The organism is Nisaea sediminum, from assembly GCF_014904705.1.
Taxonomy (GTDB): Bacteria; Pseudomonadota; Alphaproteobacteria; order Thalassobaculales; family Thalassobaculaceae; genus Nisaea; species Nisaea sediminum.
In genome coordinates this window covers 283,299-302,495 of sequence record NZ_JACZCQ010000001.1, presented here as the reverse complement: position 1 = coordinate 302,495, position 19,197 = coordinate 283,299, and the positions used below count along the sequence as shown (strand labels likewise).

Sequence of the window (19,197 nt, the reverse complement as noted above, 5' to 3'; positions counted from 1 at the left end):
CAATGCAGGCAGATTTCGTAATTGTGGGGTCGGGCTCGGCGGGCGCGGTCATGGCGGACCGTCTTTCGGCGGACGGCAAGCATTCGGTCATCGTCATCGAGTTCGGCGGCACCGATATCGGCCCGTTCATCCAGATGCCGGCGGCGCTCTCCTATCCGATGAACATGAGCCGCTACGACTGGGGCTACCAGAGTGAGCCGGAACCACATCTCGGCGGCCGCCGCCTCGCCTGCCCGCGCGGCAAGGTGATCGGCGGCTCCTCCTCGATCAACGGCATGGTCTATGTCCGCGGACACGCCCGTGACTACGATCACTGGGCCGAACAGGGCGCCAGGGGCTGGGCCTATAAGGACGTGCTGCCTTATTTCGAACGGATGGAGACGAGCCATGGCGGCCAGGACGGCTGGCGCGGCACGGACGGGCCACTCCATGTCAGCCGGGGGCCGCGCCGGAACCCGCTCTATCACGCCTTCGTCGAGGCGGGTCGTCAGGCCGGGTTCGAGTTGACAGAGGACTATAACGGCGAGAAGCAGGAAGGCTTCGGACCGATGGAAATGACGGTCCATCGCGGCCGCCGCTGGTCCGCCGCGAACGCCTATCTGAAGCCGGCGCTGAAACGCAAGAACCTGACTCTGGTGAACGGCCTTGCCCGCAAGATCGTGTTCGACGGCAAGCGGGCGACCGGCGTCGAGATCTCCCGCGGCGGCAGCGTGGAGACCGTCACCGCCAACCGGGAAGTGATCCTCGCCGCCTCCTCGATCAATTCGCCGAAACTCCTGAAGCTCTCCGGCATCGGCCCTGCCGTCGAACTCGCCGGTCACGGCATCGAGGTGCTGGCGGACCGGCCCGGCGTCGGCGCCAACCTGCAGGATCATCTGGAACTCTACATCCAGCAGGAATGCACCCAGCCGATCAGCCTCTATTCCAAGCTGAACCTGTTCTCGAAGGGTCTGATCGGGCTCGAATGGCTGCTCTTCAAGTCCGGCCTCGGCGCGACCAACCATTTCGAGAGCGCGGCCTTCCTGCGCTCCAAATCCGGCGTCGAATACCCGGACATCCAGTACCATTTCCTGCCCGTCGCGATCCGCTACGACGGCAAGGCGCCGGCGAAATCCCACGGCTTCCAGGCCCATGTCGGGCCGATGCGCTCGAAGTCGCGCGGCACCGTCGCCCTGCGCTCCGCCGATCCTATGGACGCGCCTGCGATCCGCTTCAACTACATGAGCCACGCCGACGACTGGGCGGACTTCCGCCACTGCATCAGGCTGACCCGCGATATCTTCGGCCAGCAGGCCTTCGACCCGTTTCGCGGCAAAGAAATCTCGCCGGGCGATCATGTCGCCAGCGATGAAGCGCTCGACGACTTCATCCGCGGCGCGGTCGAGAGTGCCTACCACCCCTGCGGCACCTGCCGCATGGGCGCGGCGGACGACCCGATGGCGGTGGTCGATCCGGAGAACCGCGTGATCGGCGTCGACGGTCTCCGGCTCGCCGACAGCTCGATCTTCCCGCGGATCCCGAATGGCAACCTGAATGGCCCGTCGATCATGGTCGGCGAGAAGGCCTCGGACCATATTCTCGGCAAGGCGCCCCTCGCGCCGTCGAACAAGCAGCCCTGGATCAATCCGCGCTGGCAGACGTCAGACCGCTGACCTCGCTCGCGACCAAGAGGACCGAATGATGCGCGCCCAACCGAAAGCCTCCCACTTCATCGCCGGCTCCTATATCGAGAGCCCCGGCGGCAAGGGTTTTGACAGCCTCTATCCCGCCACCGGCGAGGTGATCGCGAAGATGCACGCTGCCGCCGGTTCGACTATCGACAAGGCGGTCGCGGCAGCCCGCGCAGCACAGAAGGATTGGGCAGCGCGGAGCGGAGCGGAACGCGGCCGTGTTCTCCGCCGCGCGGCGGAGATCATCCGCAAGCGCAACCGCGAGCTCTCGGAACTGGAGACGCTCGACACCGGCAAACCCCTGCAGGAGACATTGGTCGCGGATGCCGCCTCCGGCGCCGACTGCCTTGAGTATTTCGGCGGGATCGCGGCCGACATCCATGGCGAGTTCACCGATCTCGGCGGCTCCTTCGCGTACACGAAGCGCGAGCCGCTCGGCGTTTGCGTCGGCATAGGTGCCTGGAACTATCCGATCCAGATCGCCTGCTGGAAGTCGGCCCCGGCCCTCGCCTGCGGCAATGCGATGATCTTCAAGCCGTCGGAAACCACGCCGCTGACCGCGCTGAAGCTGGCCGAGATCTACAAGGAGGCCGGCCTGCCCGACGGCGTCTTCAACGTCGTGCAGGGTTTCGGCGATGTCGGCGCAAAGCTGGTGGCACATCCCGGCGTCGCCAAGGTTTCGGTCACCGGGTCCGTGCCGACCGGCGCCCGGGTCATGGCCGCGGCGGCGGAAGGGCTTAAGCACGTCACCCTCGAACTCGGCGGCAAGTCGCCCCTGATCGTCTTCGAGGATGCGGATATCGAGAACGCGATCTCCGGCGCGATGCTCGGCAATTTCTATTCGAGCGGCCAGATCTGCTCCAACGGCACCCGCGTCTTCGTGCAGAAAGGCATCAAACAGAAGTTCCTCGAGCGTCTGCGCGAACGCACGGCGAAGATCCGGCTCGGCGATCCGATGGATGAGGAAACCCATCTCGGTCCCCTCGTTTCCAAGGCGCAGTTCGAGAAGGTGCTCGGCTATATCGCGAAGGGCCGAGAGGAAGGTGCCCGCGTGATCATCGGCGGCGATGCCGCGACCGTTCTCGCCTTCAAGGAGGGCTGGTTCGTCGCCCCGACCGTTTTCGCCGACGTGAAGGACAGCATGACCATCGCCCGCGAGGAGATCTTCGGCCCGGTCATGTGCGTGCTCGATTTCGACTCGGAAGAGGAAGCTGTCGCCCGCGCCAACGCGACCGAGTTCGGTCTCGCCGCAGGCGTCTTCACGAAGGATATCCAGCGCGGCCACCGGGTCGTCGCGGCGCTCGAAGCGGGGACGTGCTGGATCAACGCCTACAACCTGACCCCGATCGAGATGCCTTTCGGCGGGGTGAAAAAATCCGGTATCGGCCGCGAGAACGCCCGCGCCGCGATCGAGCACTATACGCAGCTTAAGAGCGTCTATGTCGAGATGGGGGACGTAGAGAGCCCCTATTGATCGGCGAACGGTTGCGTTGCCGCGGCGGTGCCGTGAATATGCCCTCAAGAATATGGGGGAAACTCAAATGCGTATCGCGGTCATCGGCGGCGGGCCCGCAGGGCTCTATTTCTCGTACCTGATGAAGCGGCGGAGGCCGGAGACCGAGATCAGGCTCTACGAGCGCAATCCTGAAGGCGCCACCTTCGGCTTCGGCGTCGTCTTCTCCGACACCGCCCTCGCCTTCATGGCAGCGGACGATCCCGAGACCCATGACGCGATCTTGCCCGCGATGGAGACCTGGCGCGACCTCGCCCTCGATCTCGAAGGCGAGAGGATCGTGATCGACGGCGTCGGTTTTGCCGCGATCGGACGGCTGGAACTGATCCAACTGCTGACGGAGCGGGCGCTGAGCGTCGGCGTCGCACCGCAGTTCGAGACCGAACTGAGCGATCTCTCTGAGCTCGGCGACGCCGATCTGATCGTCGGCGCGGACGGGCTGAACTCTCTGGTGCGCGGCGACGGCGCGGATTTCGGCGCGAAGATGCCGCTGCTGGAGAACCGGTTCATCTGGTACGGCACGGAGTGCCCCTACGAGACGCTGACCCAATCCTTCAGGCGCTCCGCCGACGGACCGTTCAATGCGCATCACTACCGCTACGCGCCGGACCGCAGCACTTTCATCGTCGAGACGAATGCGGCGACCTGGCATGCTGCCGGTTTCATCGGAATGGACGAGGACGCGACCCGCGCCTATTGCGAGGAGGTCTTCGCCAACGTGCTGGACGGTCACAGGCTGATCACGAACAAGTCGCATTGGCGCCAGTTCCCCAAGCTCTCCTGCAATAGCTGGTACAGCGGCAACAGGGTGCTGATCGGCGACGCGGTCCACACCGCCCATTTCAGCATCGGCTCCGGGACGCGGCTCGCGATGGAGGACGCACTCGCGCTCTCGAATGCCTTGATCGAGACGCCGGAGGACATCCCGGCCGCGCTCGCAGCGTATCAGGCGGCACGCAAGCCGATCACCGACAAGCTCGTCACCGCCGCGAATACCAGCGCGGCCTGGTACGAGCGATTTGCCGAGCACATGAAGCTCGCGCCGGCGGATTTCGCCTATTCCTACATCCAGCGCAGCGGCCGCATCGATGACGATCGCCTGCAGCGCCTCGCGCCGAATTTCTTCGAGACCTACAGCCCCGAATGGAACAAGGGCGCGGGAGACCGGGCATGAACGCCGGGGCAACCCGGGATCTCGTGCCGCGGGATGCAGCCGAGACCGGAGAAATCGGTTTCACCGTGCCCGAGCGATATAACGCCTCGAGCCTGCTGTTCGACAATCTGGCGAAAGGGCGCGGCGAGAAGATCGCCATCTGGTCCGACCTCGGCACCCGCACCTACCAGGAACTGGCGGAGGACGCCTGCCGGTTCGGCAACGGCCTGCTCTCTCTCGGTCTTGGACGCGGTGACCGGGTGCTGCTGCTCATGGCGGACACGCCCGCATATCCCGCCGCAATCATGGGCGCGATCCGCGCCGGACTCGTGCCGATCCTCGTGAACACGCTCTCGACCGTCGACCTGGTTTCCTTCTATGCCGAGGATGCGGGTGCGTGCGTGCTGATCTTCGACGAGGATTTCTCCGGGATCGTCGACGCGCTGTCACCCGAGGCGCTAGCCTCGCTCACGACCGTTTCCGTGAACGGTAACGGGCCTTCCGCAGTGTCCGGCGTACTGGAGGGATCTGCCTGGCTCGCCGGGCAGTCGCCCTCGCTCGACGCCGCCGACACGGGGCGGGACGATCCGGCCTTCATGATGTATTCCTCCGGCTCGACCGGACGCCCGAAGGGGATCCTGCACCTGCAGCACGACGCGCTCTACACGGCGGAAAGCTATGCGCGCCATGTGCTGAAGATCCGCGAGGACGACATCTGCTTCTCGATCCCGAAGATCTTCTTCGCCTACGGCTTCGGCAATGCCGTGACCTTCCCGTTTCATGCCGGCGGCAGCGTGGTGCTGTTCTCCGGCCGGCCGACGCCGGAAGCGGTCTTCGGGATGATCGCCCGCTTCAAGCCGACCCTGCTCTTCGGCCTGCCGACGCTCTATACGGCGATGATCAAGGACCCGTCGGCGGAAAGCGCCGATCTCTCCGCCGTCCGAACCTGCATCTCCGCCGCCGAAATCCTCTCGCAGGAGATCTTCGACGCCTGGAAAGCCCGGTTCGGTCACGAGATCATGGAAGGCCTCGGCTCCACCGAGGTGCTGCACATCTATCTCTCGAACACGGAGACGGAGAAGAAGATCGGCTCCGCCGGGAAGATCGTTCCGGGTTACGCCGCCCGCCTGACAGATCCTGAAGGAAAGCCCGTCGCAGCCGACCAAGACGGCGTGCTCTCGGTACGCGGCGATTCCAACGCGCCCTGCTACTGGAACCGGCCCGACAAGACCGCCGACACCATGCGCGACGGCTGGATCTATACCGGCGACCGGTTCCGCTGCGACGCGGACGGGTTCTACTTCTTCCTCGGACGGATCGACGATCTGGTGAAGGTCAGCGGCCAGTGGGTCTATCCGCTGGAGGTCGAACTCTGTCTGAACGAGCATCCAGAGATCGTCGAATGCTGCGTCGCCGCCGTCGAACTGCCGGACCGGCGGACCATTCTCCGCGCCTATATCACACCTTCGAAGGGTGTGACGCCGGACGACGAGTTGACCCGGCGCCTGAAGAGCTACGTGCGCGAAACCCTGTTACCGCACAAGGCGCCGCGCGATTTCGTCTATTTCGCGGAACTGCCGAAGACCGGAACTGGCAAGATCGACCGCCAGTCACTGCTCAGGTCCGGTTCATCCGCCTGATCTGGAACCAGGTCGCCAATCCCGCGAAGAGCGCGACGGAGCCGATCAGCAAGGTGGCGAGCGCGTTAATGTCCGGCGAAACGCCGAGCCTGACCTTGGAGAAGATCACCATCGGCAGGGTCGAAGAGCCCGGCCCGGAGGCGAAGCTGGCGATCACCAGATCGTCCAGCGACAGGGTAAAGGCGAGCAGCCATCCCGAGGCCAGCGCCGGGGCCAGCATCGGCAGGGTCACGAGCAGGAACGCGGTGAAAGGTCTTGCGCCGAGATCGAGCGCCGCCTCCTCGATCGAGCGGTCGAGGCCGCTTGCCCGGGACTGCACCACCACCGCGACATAGGCGGTCGAGAAAGTGATATGGGCGATCAGGATGGTGTCCACCCCGCGTCCCACCGGCCAGCCGATCAGCTGTTCCATGGATACGAAGGTGAGCAGCAGGCTGATACCGATGATGACGTCCGGCATCACCAGCGGCGCGGCGATCAGGCCAGTGAAGAGCAGCCGTCCGCCGAAGCGGCCGAAGCGCGACAGCGCGAGACCGGCCATGGTGCCGAGCAGAGTGGCGCCGGTCGCGTTGATCACGGCGATCTTGATCGAGAGCCAGGCCGCCGAGAGCACCTGCTCGTTGCGGAACAGTTCCGCATACCACTGGACGGACCAGCCGCCCCAAACGCTGACCAGCTTGGACGCATTGAAGCTGAACACCACCAGGACGATCAGCGGCAGGTAGAGGAAGGCGAACCCGCCGACCACGACGCTGTAGAGCGCGATGCGACTTCCCGTCCGGCTCATGCCTCGGCTCCCTGGCGGCGGTTTTCGACGACCTGGAACAGCATGATCGGCACCACCAGAAGGAGGAGCAGGACGACCGCAAGAGCCGAGGCCAGGGTCCAGTCCCGTTCGTTGAAGAAGGTGTCCCAGAGCATCCGCCCGACCATGAGCGTGTCCGAGGCGCCGAGCAGGTTCGGGATCACGAACTCTCCGGTTGCCGGGATGAAGACCAGCATCGCGCCGGCAATGATGCCCGGCACCGAAAGCGGCAGCGTGACTAGCAGAAACGCCTTCCAGGGCCGGCAGCCGAGATCCTCCGCCGCCTCGACGAGCGACCAGTCGAGGCGCTCCAGCGTCGCATAGAGCGGCAGGATCATGAACGGGAGATAGGTGTAGGAAATGCCGACATAGAGCGCGAAATCGGTCTGCAGCATGCGGATCGGCGTATCGATCACGCCGATGGTGAGCAAGAGGGCGTTCACGAGGCCCGTGTCCGCCATCAGCGTTTTGAGGGCATAGACCCGGAGCAGGAAGGAGCTCCAGAACGGCAGCATCACCGCCATCAGCAGCAGGTTGCGCGCCGTCGGGGTCGCCCGGGCGATGGCGTAGGCCATCGGATAGCCGATCAGCAGCGTTATGAAGGTCGAGATGCCGGCGACCATGAGCGAGTTGAAGTAGCCCGCCCTATAGAGCGCGTCGTCGAACAGCAGCTCGTAATTAAAGAGAGATCCGGCATAGCTCCCGTCCTCCGCAAAGAGCGGCGAATAGGGCGGCTGGGCCAGCACCGGCTCGGAAAGCGAGATCCGGAAGACGATGGCAAAGGGTACGAGGAAGAAGACGAAGAGCCAGAGATAGGGGATCCCCGTCACGGCTCCCCTGCCGGAAAGCCAGAACGGCCGGCGTCGGGCGGCCATGTCAGTCCGCCCCCAGTAGCAGCGCGTTTCCGGGCTCGAACCAGATCTCGACCCGGTCGTCCCAGTCGACCTCCCTCGCCGCTCCGGTCTCGCTGTTGGCGCGTGTGATCTCGACCAGGTGGCCCTGCTGGGTCCGCACCCGGTAGGAGGTGACGTCGCCGAGATAGGCAAGTCCCTCCACCGTTCCCTTCAGCCTGTTCACCAGCTTCGGCGGCGCAGCGCCTTCGCGCGCGATGCGGACCTTTTCAGGGCGCACGGCGACCGCGCCGCGCATGCCTTCCTGCGCCTCTCCGGCAACGGCGAAGAGGGATGTTTCCAGTCCGTCCACCGCCAGCTCGGCGATGCCGTCGCGCACCGCCGTCACTTGTCCGTCGAAAAGCGAGATATTGCCGAGGAACTCGGCGACGAAACGGGAGCCCGGTTTCTCGTAAAGGCCTTCGGGCGTTCCGATCTGCTTGACCCTGCCCTTGTCCATCACCGCCGCGCGGGTGGAGAGCACCATCGCCTCTTCCTGGTCGTGGGTGACGACGATCATGGTGATCCCGGTATCGTCCGCCAGCTTCATGAGCCGGTACTGGGCGTTCTCCCGCAGCCGCTTGTCGAGCGCGCCCAGCGGCTCGTCCAGCAACAGGATCTTCGGCCGCTTCACGATGGCGCGGGCGAGCGCCACGCGCTGGCGCTGGCCGCCGGAAAGCTGGTGCGGCTTGCGCGCGGCGAAATCGGTCAGCTCGAGCTGCGCCAGGGCGTCCGCCACCCGGTCCGAGAGTTCCGTTCCCCGCACCCCGTCGCGCTTCAGTCCGAAGGCGACATTGCCCTCGACACTCATGTGCGGGAACAGCGCGTAGCTCTGGAACATCATGTTGACGGGACGGTCGTAGGGCGGCAGGTCCGTCACATCCTCGCCGTCGATCTCGACCGTTCCCTCGCTTGGCGTCTCGAGGCCCGCAAGCATCCGCAGCAATGTCGTCTTGCCGCAGCCGGAGCCGCCGAGCAGCGAGAAAATCTCGCCTTTGTAGACCTCGAGATCGACACCGGAAACCGCCTCGAACAGACCGAACCGCTTCACCAGCCCGCGCACGCGGACCATCGGCCGGTTCCGTTCAGGGTCTTCCCACGGTTTCCCCAGATATGGATCGACTTTCGCTTGCTCCGACATGCCCCCGCCCCGGTCACAGCTCCCTGTTGCCATCACCGTCCGGTTTCGCGGGGACTCTGTCAATTCCCGCCGTGAGACACCGGTTTATTTCTTGCCTCCGAACACACCTGCGGCGTTGTATCCGGTCCCCGTGATGCGGAAATCGCCGCCGAGTTCCGGCGGAGGGTTGGTGCCGTCTGTACCGAACAAAGCGCCACGCATGTCCAGAGTCTTGCCCGCAACGCTCGAGGTGTCTGTCATCGCAAATCCGTTGACCGAGCTGTTGTTGAAAGTGGTCGTTGCCGTATTGAATGTGTTGCCGTCAAAGCCCAGGCTGTTGAGCGTCACCGTGGCCGTACTGCCTGAGAAGGATATGCCGGTCGAAAAGGTCCCGGTTTTCAGGGCCGTGGCGCCGTTCTCAATCACCGTGCCGATAACATTCCCGGTATAGGTTGCCGAGCCGCTCGTCACCCCGCTCAGGGTTCCGACGGTTGTCGCCACTCCCGCGACCCAGGAAGCCATGTGCAGGGTCGCATTCTGGTCGCTCATCCGAAGCCCCCAGTAGCCCCATTTCAGGAACTGGCAGGAAGAGCAGAGATCGAAGGATGCTGAATTGCTGCCATGTGTGGCGAAAACGCCTTCGATATTCGCCTCGGAACCAGCCGAAATCGTCCCGCCCGTCATCTGCGAGGCGAATGTCTTGTCGGTGATATATGCCGATACCGAGCCGTTGGTGGTCGACGTGATGGTGGTTCCGCCGCTGCCCGTGACGGCAACGGACACATCGACGGTATCGGCCGAGGACGATACCGTCAGGAGGCTCGTATTGCCCGTCGCTGACGTCGTCCGGAACGCCTCCGGTGTTCCCGCGACGGTCCCTGCCCCGGCCGTGAATCCCGTCACGGTGTTGCTGGGAAACGTCCGGTCGCTGCCGGAAACCGTCACAGTGCCGGTCTTCTGAACGGTAGACACCGGATAATAGGTCGTCCCGACCCCGGTCTTGTCGTCCATCCCGGCCGGGACGCTGTTCGAGGTATCGGCATCCTCGATCGTGCTGAGAACGAAATTGTCCGGCCCGTTCGAGCCGAAGAAATCCTTGCCCGCGCCGTCGTCGGCGCTGAACGCGCCACCCTTGTAGAATTGCGGCGCGTCCGTGCTCGCTGTGTCAGACATTCCATAGGCAAAGCCGGAGAAATACTCAGTGGATCCGCCGACATTCACCCGGCCGATCACCACGCTGCCGATCGAGGTACCGCCCGAGGCGTTATATTCGAACGAGCTGGAAACGAAGGGTTTCTCCGTCGCCGAACTGCCCCAGTAGATCGTGCCCGCCGGCTCCTTGTTGGATGCCAGCCCCGAAACCGGAGTCCGCGCGAAAGGCAGGCTGTCCGTGAAGAACGGGTCCCGCAGCAGCTTGTAGGTCGTCGCCCCGGTCGGAACGGCGCCGGTATAGGGCTTGCCGAAGAAGACCAGCTCCTTCTGGCCATCGACATTCAGCGTGTAGGAAACAAAATCCGGATCGCCCGCATGGTTGATCGGACCGTCGACACTGCTTGGTGTCACCCCCGCGATCTGCGTGGAGCAGTCCAGGGAGGTGGGACAGGCGCTGAGCTGGGTCGGCGAGGAGGTCGTGGGCCCCGGATAGAACAGCTTGTAGGCACCCGCCGTCGTGGAGGCGGTGACCTGACCGCCAACCCCCTGATCCGACCCGGAGGCGGTTGCCGAGGAAAACCGGCGATTGCCGAGCGCCGTATTGGAATTAGTCGTGTCCGCGCCGACGGTCGCGAAGCTCGCGCCGCCGCGGAAAGCGAAACCGGAATAGGTCCGGGAAAACGACACCGGACTGGGCGTTGATCCCGTGTCCGTCGGAGTATCCACCACGACGACAGGCGGCGGTGTCACCGGCTGCGTCGGCGCGGGCGCGACCGGCGTCGGTTCCACCGTCGGCGCCGGAGCGGGAGCAACGGCGATGAAGTCCTGCGGCCGGTCCTGCTCAGGCCTCGGCGGAGGAAGGTCGAGATTTTCGGCGTCCTGTCGAAGCCGTTCGCCAACCGGGACTCCGGTGACACCCTCGACACGAACCGCCACCTGCTGCTGTTGTTGCCTCTCCAGGGTCGCAAGCCGTTCAGCTCCGGATTCGATCTCGCGCGTCAGACCGCTGCGGGTACCGACATTCGAACCTGCCGTTTGCTGCTGTCCGGAATTTCCCGCCGAAACCGACCGCTCCTGAGCCCGCTGCCCGAGCGTCTGCCCTCGGGACGGTGCGGCGTCCCGGTCGGCGCTTTCCGGCGTCGCGTCGTCCGCGGCGGCAACCTCTGTCGCACCGGCTTCAAAAGCCTGAAGCCGCTGGTTCAGGGCTTCCGGCGCGCGCCGCTGCGGCTCGGACGGAGCCGCACCCGGAGCGGAAACCGAAATGAAGGTTCCCGGGGTCGTCGTGGTCTGCACGGTGCCATTGACCTCGAGTGTCATCTCGCGCCCGAACAGGAAATCGACCTCGATTCCGCCCGCGGGCTCGACGGAGATCACCGCGATGCCGCCGCGAATGCCCATCGTGCCGACCGGCGTCTTGAACTGCACCGCGCGCTTCTTGCTGATCCGCCCGCCGACGAAACGGACAATGCCTTTGGTGAGGCTGACCGCCATGTCGCCCGTCCGTGCATCCGGATCGTAGACGAAACGGTCGATCACGAGGTCCGATTTCGGCCCGACTGTCATCGAGGACCCGTCCTCGAAGAGGAGCTGCGCGCGCCCGGTATCGTCGGTGGAGACCTTTTCCTCGAAGAACATCGTGGTTCCGGTCGACAACACCCGTGTGTCTTCGTTCGGCGGAGTGCCGAGGGCCTCGGTCGTCGTGCCGGAAGCGACGCCGATGGAGCGGTTGGATGCCCCGGCCTCCGGACTCGCCAGCGCGATGCCGAGCACGGTCAGTGCGGTTGTCCGGAGAGCCACGTTCAGAAGGCTGTTCTTCGCCATGTGTCCACCTCTCTCTTGTGGCCCGCCAGCGTCTTCGGGCCGGTGATGTCCCTCGCTCAAAACTGTACGGCCAGGCCCATGGTGAAGGCCCAGTTGTCATATTCGTAATTCGACAGGGTCGAGTCGACCTGCTTGTAGAGACCGCTCGCGACCAGGGACACATTGTCCCGGAGGCGCACGCTGCCGATGAGCTGTGCCTGCAACTCCGTGTCTTCCCGCGTGACGTCGGAATCGATCGAGGCGAGCGGCGCGTCATAGGGAACGGAAGCGGCCTTGGCGGTCGCCGAAAGGCTCCAGGGCCCGGTATGCTGCGGAATGGGGGATTCGAAGATCCGGGTCAAAGTCGCGGACGCCTCGTAACGCCAGCTCCGCCGGCCGGCGGCATCCGCTTCATCGCGTGTCACCGATCCGTTGACGGACAGCCGCGTGTCAGGCGTCAAGATCTGGCTGACCGTCACTCCGAAATAGCCACGGGGTCCGTTCAGCTCTTCCTTGTTCGTCGGATAATCGTCGGTGTCGTTGTAGTTCCGGTGCGTCACATAGGTCTCGAAATAAAGCCCCGTCTCTGGACTGACGACATAGTTTCCGTCGAGGCCGGCGCCGTAGGAAACGTAATAGAGATGATCGTCCAGATCGATGATGTCGCCGCGCAGGAACGGCCGGAGATCCAGGCCGCGCACCAGATCGGGATCGACCGTGAAGCGCGGCCCGGAGCGGAACTGCAGGAGCGAGGTGTCGAGCTGGTCCTGCGTCGTTTGGTTCGACAGGTAGCCGACTAGCTCGTTCTCGAGCTCTACCCGCGGCTCGACGCCGAGATCATAGTAATGAAGCAACCGGACGGACACGAACTGGTCGACATCCGGCTGGTTGGTGAATTGGCTGTCGAGATCCGCATCGAGGCCGAGCACCCGAACCTTCCCGCTGGCGGGGCCCGCATTGGCATTGCTCTGATGGCGAATACCGGCGAAGACCGAGCCCCGGAAGCGGTGCGGCGAGGTCTGATCGTCGATCGCGTCGAGAAATTCTGCGACCCGGACCTTCACCAGCTCCGGCGCCGTCGGGTCGTCCCTCACCTCCTCCAGATAGCCTTTTGCGACCTGATAGGATTTAAGGCGGAAATAGAGCACCCCGAGTTCCATCCTCACCCGGGGCAGATCGGGATCGATCAGCAGCATCCGCTCCAGGGTTGCGATCGCGCCTTCGTAATCTCCAATCCGGATGGCGAGCAGGGCAAAGGCGAAAGCCTTGTCGAGATTGCCCGGGTCCTTGAACATGGACCGGAAGGCCTCGTCGTAGGCCACTTCGATTTGCGTCCGGTCCTCTGCCGCAGGCGCGGCGTATTGCGCTTCAGCGCCAACGGGAAACATCCAGAGGAAGAGGCCGAGCGCCAGACTTCGGGCAAACGTCGCGAAGGGATTCATGCCGACCGAACCGCCTTGCAAAGAGCAGCGGCATGCAATTTCCTCGTCCGGTCAGTCATGAATATCGAAATCCTTGTTCGGATCAATGAATCGCAAACCAATGCTTACAATTTTATATTAAGTTTTCCTGAACATGCAGGCGGTGACGAACACCACACGCCATCATTCCCCAACTGAATAATACGCGAAAATCCCGCAGCGTTAAGCGATCGTCGGGTCGGCTCCGACCCTGACCACCATCTTGCCGAAATTGCGTCCCTTCAGAAGCCCGATGAAGGCGTCCGGCGCAGCGTTCAGTCCCTCGACAATATCTTCGCGATATTTGAGACGGCCATCGGCGATCCAGCCCGCCATATCGCGCGCGAAGTCAGCATAGTCGGAAGCGAAATCGTAAACTATAAAACCCTGAATTCTTAGACGCTTGGTCAGCACCGCACGCATCAGCGGAGGCACCTTGGTCTCCATTTCCGGAAAGCTGGTCGCGTTGTAGAAGGCGATCGTGCCGCAGACCGGCATACGGGCGAACTGGTTGAACAACGGGAAGACGGCATCGAAGACCTTGCCGCTGACATTCTCGAAATAGACGTCGATCCCGTCCGGGCAGGCGGCGGCGAGCTGGGCGGCGAAATCCGGCGCCCGATGATCGACCACCTCATCGAATCCGAGCTCGTCCTTCACGAAGGCGCACTTCTCCGGGCCGCCGGCGATCCCGACCGCACGGGCGCCGCGGATCTTCGCGATCTGCCCGACGGCAGAGCCGACCGGACCAGATGCCGCGGCGACCACCACCGTTTCGCCGGCTTTCGGCTGGCCGATATTCTTCAGGCCCGCATAGGCCGTCAGTCCCGGCATGCCCAGCACGCCAAGCGCGGTCGAGATCGGCGCCGCCTTCGGATCGAGTTTGCGCAGTCCCTTACCGTCGGAGATTCCGTAGCTCTGCCAGCCGATCCGGTTGAGCACGATGTCCCCCGCCACGTAGTCGGGATGGTTCGAAGTCACGACCTCGGCGACCGTCTCGCCCTCCAGAACACCGCCGATCGGCACCGGCGCGGCATAGGACTTCGCGTCGCTCATGCGACCGCGCATGTAGGGGTCGAGCGAGAGATAGATCGTCCGGAGCAAGAGTTCGCCGTTTCCCGGTTCCGGCACGGCGACCTCGTCCAGACGGAAGTTTTCCGCCTTCGGCTCGCCCTCCGGACGTGATGCCAGAAGCCAGCGGCGGTTCATACGATCGGTCATGGCGTGGTCTCCCTCCTCTGCCCTCGATCTGGATAGCCCTCCCGGCCGCTCCCGGTCCAGAGCCGAACCGTGATGTCTGTCTGCGATGGCAAGAATGAACCGGGGAAAGGGTGGGGGCTAAAGCGCGAGCTCGACGACCGGTCCGCCCGCCGCTTCCGCATCTTCGGCATCGTGCGTGACCAGGATCGTCGGCAGCCCCGCCTCGCGAAGCCGTGCGAAGGTGAAGTCCCGTATATCGGCCCGCAAATGCCGGTCGAGCTTCGAGAAGGGCTCGTCCAGCAGCGCCGCGCGCGGCTCCGAGAGCAGCAGCCGCAACAGGGCGACGCGAGAGGCCTGCCCGCCTGAGAGAGTCGCGGGATCACGCTCCGCAAAGCCGTCCAGACCGAAGCGGGCCAGCGCCTCCGCCGCATGCGCGGCTCGACGGGACCGTCCCGCCGGCATCCCGAAAAGCAGGTTTCCGCCAACGCTCAGATGCGGAAACAGCATCGGGTCTTGGAACAGCAGACCGACGTGACGGGCCTCCGGCGCCGCCTGCGTGATGTCGTTGCCGTCAAGCCGAATACGCCCCGTCGCCGTGAAGGGAGCCGTCAGGAAACCGGCGACGAAGGACAGCAAGGTCGACTTGCCCGCACCGGAGGGACCCATCACGGTGAGGACCTCGCCCGGAGCGACGGTCCTGTCGAGTGCGAGCAGTTCACGGTCACCGAGCGCGATCCGCACACTTTCCAGAACAAGCCCGTCCGTCATTGCGCCGCCCCCAACATGCCGCGCCTGTGGCGCCAGACCAGCCTCGGTGCCGCGAGCGCAAGAGCAAAGCCGAGGATCGGAAGCACCGCCTGGGTCAGGGCCCACGCGCCGATGAGCCTCCGGTCGCCGCCCGCCGCCAGCGCGATCGCCTCCGTCGTGACCGTATCGATCCGCCCGGCTCCCAGCAGGCGGGTCACGAGATACTGCCCGATACTGACTGCGAGGCCGACCGCGAAGGCCGCGAGCGTCGGGGTGAGCACCATCGGCAAGATCACCTTCCAGAAGACCCCGCCCTCGGAGTGCCCGAGCGTCCGGGCGAGCCGGCCCCAGGCCGGGTCGAGGCGGCGGTAGGATTCGGAGAGTGTCAGATAGACATAGGGCAGAACGAAAATGACATGCCCTGCAGCCACCAGCGCGCCGCCCGGCGCGATCCCGGCCAGTTCAGCCAGCAGGACCAGGCCGAAGAGAAAACCGATCTGCGGCACAAGCAGCGGCAGATAGAAAACAAGCTCGAGCGCCCGGCTGGCCCGGCGCCCCGTCCGGCGCTCGTTCTCGAGCATCGCGAGCACCAGCGCAAGCGAGAGACCGGTTGCCGTCAGGGCAATCCAGATTGTTGACCAGAGCGGACCCGATGCGGTCTCCCCGACAGTCTGCCAATGCTCAAGCGTCCAGCGGCTCGGGAATGGATCGGGGAAACGCCAGACCCGCGCGAAGGCGCTCAGCCCGAGAGCAAGGATGCCGAGGCCCGCACTGAGCAGGAGCGCCGGAAACATCACACGTCCGAGCAGTCCCAGCCCCTGCTCCGCCAGAGTGCGGTTGCCGGATTCGATCCATCCGCGGCCAAGCCCGATCAATGTCCTTTCGGCGGCGACCCAGAGCGCGATGGCGGCGGCCGTGACACCGAACTGCAGAACCGCACCGGCAGCCGCAATCAGCCGGTAGTCGAGTTCCGGATCGTTGGACCAGCGCAGGACCTGGACCGCGAGCGGCGGCGGCGAGACGGGTCCGAGGATCAGCGCGACGTCGATATTCGCCGAGGAATAGGCGATCACCGCGTAGATGGGCAGACGGAGGAGCGGATAGAGCGCCGGGACCACCGTCTTGAACCATGCCGCGATCCGTCCGTAACCGAGCGCCCGCGCCATCCGCATTCGCTCCACCGCGCGGATCTGCGCGAGCGGCGCCAGCGCCACGAGCAGAAGGAACGGCACCTCCTTCATCACCAGCCCCGCCATCAGGGAAAGCCCGAGCTCGTCCTGCACGATCAGCAGATCCGGCGGACGCTGCCAGCCCGTCGCCCATGGCGACATCAGCCGGGCCAGAAATCCGGAAGGGGCAATCAGGAAGGCCAGCGCAAAGGCCGCCGCCGCGTGCGGCACAGCAAGCAGCGGCGCGATCGCCTTGCGCAGCCAGGTGAAGGCGCGGGTCTCGAAAAACACCGCGAGAAAGAGCATCGCCAGAGCGAGCGCAAGCCCTGCGGTCACAAGGCCCGAGACGAGCGAGAGCAGAACCGAGCCGCCGATCCCCGGCCAGTCCAGGAGATCCCGCCAGACCGAGAGACCGAACGTGTCGTGCCCGAGCGCCGGCAGGAAGCCGAAGGACGGGACCAGCGCGCCGAGGGCTCCGGCGGCGACGGGTCCCGCGAGGATCGCGGCGACGAGATAAGGAGAGGCTTTCAGCATGAAACCGGTACGGTAGCGGTCAGGATCACCGTACTGCGTAGCGCCGGTTCCACTCCTCCTCAAGAGCGTCGGTCCAGCTCGGATGCGGTTCCGCCAGCATGGTGCCGAGACGGTCCGCCGGAATGGCCGCCGGCCCAAGATCCATTTCCCGGAAAGCCTTTGCCTGTTCCTGGGTCAGTTCCTCCAGGTCGAGCACGGTCGCCGAGCCCCAGTGCTCGGGATCCAGTTTGCGCAGCTGCGCCTCGGGCGAAAGGAGAAAGTTCGCCAGCACCATCGCGCCTTCCCGGTGCGCCGCGTTGAACGGGATGGCGAGGAAGCTGACATTGCCGATGGTTCCGGCGTCGAACAGGTAATTCCGCACGGTCTCGGGCAACTCGCCACTTTCGATTCCGGCGGTCGCCTCCGACTGGCTGAAGGCAAAGGCGATGTCGATTTCGCCGTCGCTCATCAGGCGGCGCATCGCACCGGCATTGGCCGGGAAGCTCCGCGCCGCGCGCCAGAGATGGGGATGCAGCGCGTCCAGATAGTCCCAGAGCGGCGCGGTGACCGCTGCGAAATCTCCCTCCGCGACCGGGCGGTAAAGCGCATCGACGGAACTCGCGCGCTCAAGAAGGACCTGTTTGAGGAAGGTCGTGCCGAGAAACGACGGAGGCAGCGGATAGGTGAAGCGTCCAGGATTCGCCTTCGCCCATGTCAGCAGGGCCTCGCTGCTGCGCGGCGGTTCCGGAAGCACCGCCTCGTCGCGATAGAAAACGAGACGCGCCCGCGCCCACGGCATTTCCAGGCCCTCGACCGGAACGCCGAAATCGAGCGCGAGGTCGGGACTGTTCGCCGGACCGGTGAGCTTGTGGTTCGGCAACGCCTCGATCCACGGCCCGTAGAGCAGCCCGTTCCGCTTCATCGCGGCGAAATTTTCGCCGTTGATCCAGATGAGGTCGATCGCGCCGCCCTCGTTCCGGCCTGCGGTTTTTTCCGCCAGCACGCGAGCCACGGCCTCTGCCGTGTCCGTCAGCTTCACATGGACCACTTCGGCACCGTATCGCGCAGACACCTGTTCCCCGGCCCAGGCGATGTAAGCGTTGATGCGCGGATCGCCGCCCCAGGCATTCCAGTAGACCGTCTGACCTTTCGCGGCCTCCAGAACGCGGCTCCACTCCGCCGACGGAGAGTCCGCACGCGCCGGGGTCAAAACCGTGGCAAGAACCGCGGCGAGCGCGAGGATAGTCAGACGACGCATCAAAAGCACGATTGGATCTCCATGGCTGTCACCGGAAGCAATGCGGCGCGCACGCTAATACAGCTTTGCGCCCTGCCGAAATGACATCGCCGCGAGGGCGGCACGAACAAGCAGGTCCGGACGAGGTCTCACGCGTTCCAGTTTCGACACGCGGAATTGCGTTCCGCAAATTGACCAGCTCGCGCCGGCCATGGCATATTTCCCGAAACTCGCCCATGTCGAGAGGCGGGGCCGGGAGGAGGGTCCCCGGCACAGAAAAAAGGAAACGACCAGACACAATGTCCCAAGACAATGTTTTGACTGAAGACGGCAAGGACCGCCAGTTCGTTACCGCCCTCGCCAGAGGCCTTGAGATTCTGCGCGCCTTCCAGCCAGGCGACGGCGGTCTCGGAAACCAGGATCTCGCCGAACGCACGAAACTTCCGAAACCGACGGTCTCGCGTCTGACCCATACGCTGCGTACCCTTGGCTATCTGACCTTCGATGAAAGCACCGGCCTCTACCAGCTCGGCCCGAGCGTGCTCTCCCTCGGATATTCCTTCCTCGCAAATCTCGATATCCGCGCACGCGCCCGTCCGCTGATGCAGGAAATGGCGAACGATGTCGATGCGGCGATCTCGCTCGGCACGCGCGACCGCCTGACCATGCTCTATCTCGAGACCTGCCGCGGCGACGGGGCACTCACACTGCGCCTCGATGTCGGCTCCCGCATTCCGATCGCCGAAACCGCCATGGGCCGCGCCTTCCTCGCCGCGCTGCCGGAGGACGAACGCGACTATCTGATGGATCACATCAGACGCAAGGATCCCGACAGGTTCCCGAAGCTGAAGGACGGGATCGACCAGGCCGTCGAGGATATCGTGACGCGCGGTTTCACGCTCTCGCTCGCCGACTGGCACAAGGACGTGCATGCGGTCGGCGCCCCGGTATTGCTCCCCGACCGGTCGGCAATCTTCGCGCTGAATTGCGGCGGCCCCCGCTTCCTGCTCTCCAAGGAACTCCTGGAAGAGGAACTCGGGCCGCGCCTCGTGCATCTCGCCGAGACCCTCACCATGGGCGGCCAGGGTTTCCACGTCGTCGCCGCCAACCCCTGAGACCAGCCCCCTT

At 64.7% G+C, this 19,197-nt stretch carries 14 protein-coding genes; 5 read left to right on the top strand and 9 right to left on the bottom strand.

Translation table 11 applies throughout. From position 1 onward, the window contains the following. Window positions 1-2: 2 nt before the first annotated feature. The 4 genes from betA (at window position 3) to IG122_RS01350 (ending at window position 5,976) form a co-directional block, all read left to right on the top strand. The gene (gene betA / locus IG122_RS01365) at window positions 3-1,652 is read left to right on the top strand and encodes a choline dehydrogenase (RefSeq protein ID WP_193179730.1); all 1,650 of its coding nucleotides are present in this window, start codon (window positions 3-5) and stop codon (window positions 1,650-1,652) included. 25 nt (window positions 1,653-1,677) lie between these two features. Beyond that, window positions 1,678-3,144 (top strand): betaine-aldehyde dehydrogenase, encoded by a 1,467-nt coding sequence (gene betB, locus IG122_RS01360; protein ID WP_319024790.1) that lies wholly within the window; start codon window positions 1,678-1,680, stop codon window positions 3,142-3,144. Between the two features lie 67 nt (window positions 3,145-3,211). After that, window positions 3,212-4,357 carry an FAD-dependent monooxygenase gene (locus tag IG122_RS01355; RefSeq protein ID WP_193179725.1) on the top strand — a complete coding sequence of 382 codons (1,146 nt, stop codon included), beginning with the start codon at window positions 3,212-3,214 and terminating at the stop codon, window positions 4,355-4,357. Further along, a complete protein-coding gene (locus IG122_RS01350; RefSeq protein ID WP_193179723.1) occupies window positions 4,354-5,976 on the top strand; it encodes a benzoate-CoA ligase family protein in 1,623 nt (540 codons plus the stop codon). The genes IG122_RS01355 and IG122_RS01350 overlap by 4 nt, the downstream gene beginning before the upstream one ends. Here the strand turns inward: IG122_RS01350 and IG122_RS01345 are convergent. From IG122_RS01345 to IG122_RS01305, 9 genes are all read right to left on the bottom strand, one after another. After that, window positions 5,954-6,763: an ABC transporter permease subunit gene (locus tag IG122_RS01345; RefSeq protein WP_193179721.1), complete on the bottom strand. Its 810-nt coding sequence runs from the start codon at window positions 6,761-6,763 to the stop codon at window positions 5,954-5,956. The two genes, IG122_RS01350 and IG122_RS01345, sit on opposite strands and share 23 nt — an antisense overlap. Next, the gene (locus IG122_RS01340; RefSeq protein ID WP_193179719.1) at window positions 6,760-7,656 is read right to left on the bottom strand and encodes an ABC transporter permease subunit; all 897 of its coding nucleotides are present in this window, start codon (window positions 7,654-7,656) and stop codon (window positions 6,760-6,762) included. Before IG122_RS01340 ends, IG122_RS01345 begins: the two co-directional genes overlap by 4 nt. 1 nt (window position 7,657) lies before the next feature. After that, on the bottom strand, window positions 7,658-8,743 hold the full coding sequence (locus IG122_RS01335; protein WP_226893253.1) for an ABC transporter ATP-binding protein: 1,086 nt from the start codon (window positions 8,741-8,743) through the stop codon (window positions 7,658-7,660). A gap of 153 nt (window positions 8,744-8,896) precedes the next feature. After that, window positions 8,897-11,764, bottom strand: coding sequence for a FecR domain-containing protein (locus tag IG122_RS01330; RefSeq protein ID WP_193179715.1), 2,868 nt, complete (start codon window positions 11,762-11,764; stop codon window positions 8,897-8,899). Window positions 11,765-11,820: 56 nt separating this feature from the next. Continuing rightward, the gene (locus IG122_RS01325) at window positions 11,821-13,185 is read right to left on the bottom strand and encodes a tetratricopeptide repeat protein (protein WP_193179713.1); all 1,365 of its coding nucleotides are present in this window, start codon (window positions 13,183-13,185) and stop codon (window positions 11,821-11,823) included. Between the two features lie 201 nt (window positions 13,186-13,386). After that, a complete protein-coding gene (locus IG122_RS01320; protein WP_193179711.1) occupies window positions 13,387-14,424 on the bottom strand; it encodes an NADP-dependent oxidoreductase in 1,038 nt (345 codons plus the stop codon). Between the two features lie 117 nt (window positions 14,425-14,541). Beyond that, entirely contained in the window at window positions 14,542-15,171 is a 630-nt protein-coding gene (locus IG122_RS01315; RefSeq protein WP_193179709.1) for an ATP-binding cassette domain-containing protein, read from the bottom strand. Continuing rightward, window positions 15,168-16,916, bottom strand: a complete 1,749-nt coding sequence (locus IG122_RS01310) for an ABC transporter permease (protein ID WP_226893252.1) — start codon at window positions 16,914-16,916, stop codon at window positions 15,168-15,170. Before IG122_RS01310 ends, IG122_RS01315 begins: the two co-directional genes overlap by 4 nt. Continuing rightward, a complete protein-coding gene (locus IG122_RS01305) occupies window positions 16,879-18,090 on the bottom strand; it encodes an ABC transporter substrate-binding protein (RefSeq protein ID WP_193180439.1) in 1,212 nt (403 codons plus the stop codon). The genes IG122_RS01310 and IG122_RS01305 overlap by 38 nt, the downstream gene beginning before the upstream one ends. A 278-nt stretch (window positions 18,091-18,368) precedes the next feature. Here IG122_RS01305 and IG122_RS01300 point away from each other — a divergent pair, with 278 nt between their 5' ends. Continuing rightward, window positions 18,369-19,184 (top strand): IclR family transcriptional regulator, encoded by an 816-nt coding sequence (locus tag IG122_RS01300; protein WP_193179701.1) that lies wholly within the window; start codon window positions 18,369-18,371, stop codon window positions 19,182-19,184. The last annotated feature ends 13 nt before the right edge of the window (window positions 19,185-19,197 follow it).

Bases quoted from the DNA above. Each gene is read 5' to 3' on its own strand.
- betA (WP_193179730.1), top strand. From the start codon at position 3: ATGCAGGCAGATTTCGTAATTGTGGGGTCGGGCTCGGCGGGCGCGGTC.
- betB (WP_319024790.1), top strand. From the start codon at position 1,678: ATGATGCGCGCCCAACCGAAAGCCTCCCACTTCATCGCCGGCTCCTAT.
- IG122_RS01355 (WP_193179725.1), top strand. From the start codon at position 3,212: ATGCGTATCGCGGTCATCGGCGGCGGGCCCGCAGGGCTCTATTTCTCG.
- IG122_RS01350 (WP_193179723.1), top strand. From the start codon at position 4,354: ATGAACGCCGGGGCAACCCGGGATCTCGTGCCGCGGGATGCAGCCGAG.
- IG122_RS01345 (WP_193179721.1), bottom strand. From the start codon at position 6,763: ATGAGCCGGACGGGAAGTCGCATCGCGCTCTACAGCGTCGTGGTCGGC.
- IG122_RS01340 (WP_193179719.1), bottom strand. From the start codon at position 7,656: ATGGCCGCCCGACGCCGGCCGTTCTGGCTTTCCGGCAGGGGAGCCGTG.
- IG122_RS01335 (WP_226893253.1), bottom strand. From the start codon at position 8,743: ATGGTCCGCGTGCGCGGGCTGGTGAAGCGGTTCGGTCTGTTCGAGGCG.
- IG122_RS01330 (WP_193179715.1), bottom strand. From the start codon at position 11,764: ATGGCGAAGAACAGCCTTCTGAACGTGGCTCTCCGGACAACCGCACTG.
- IG122_RS01325 (WP_193179713.1), bottom strand. From the start codon at position 13,185: ATGAATCCCTTCGCGACGTTTGCCCGAAGTCTGGCGCTCGGCCTCTTC.
- IG122_RS01320 (WP_193179711.1), bottom strand. From the start codon at position 14,424: ATGACCGATCGTATGAACCGCCGCTGGCTTCTGGCATCACGTCCGGAG.
- IG122_RS01315 (WP_193179709.1), bottom strand. From the start codon at position 15,171: ATGACGGACGGGCTTGTTCTGGAAAGTGTGCGGATCGCGCTCGGTGAC.
- IG122_RS01305 (WP_193180439.1), bottom strand. From the start codon at position 18,090: ATGCGTCGTCTGACTATCCTCGCGCTCGCCGCGGTTCTTGCCACGGTT.
- IG122_RS01300 (WP_193179701.1), top strand. From the start codon at position 18,369: ATGTCCCAAGACAATGTTTTGACTGAAGACGGCAAGGACCGCCAGTTC.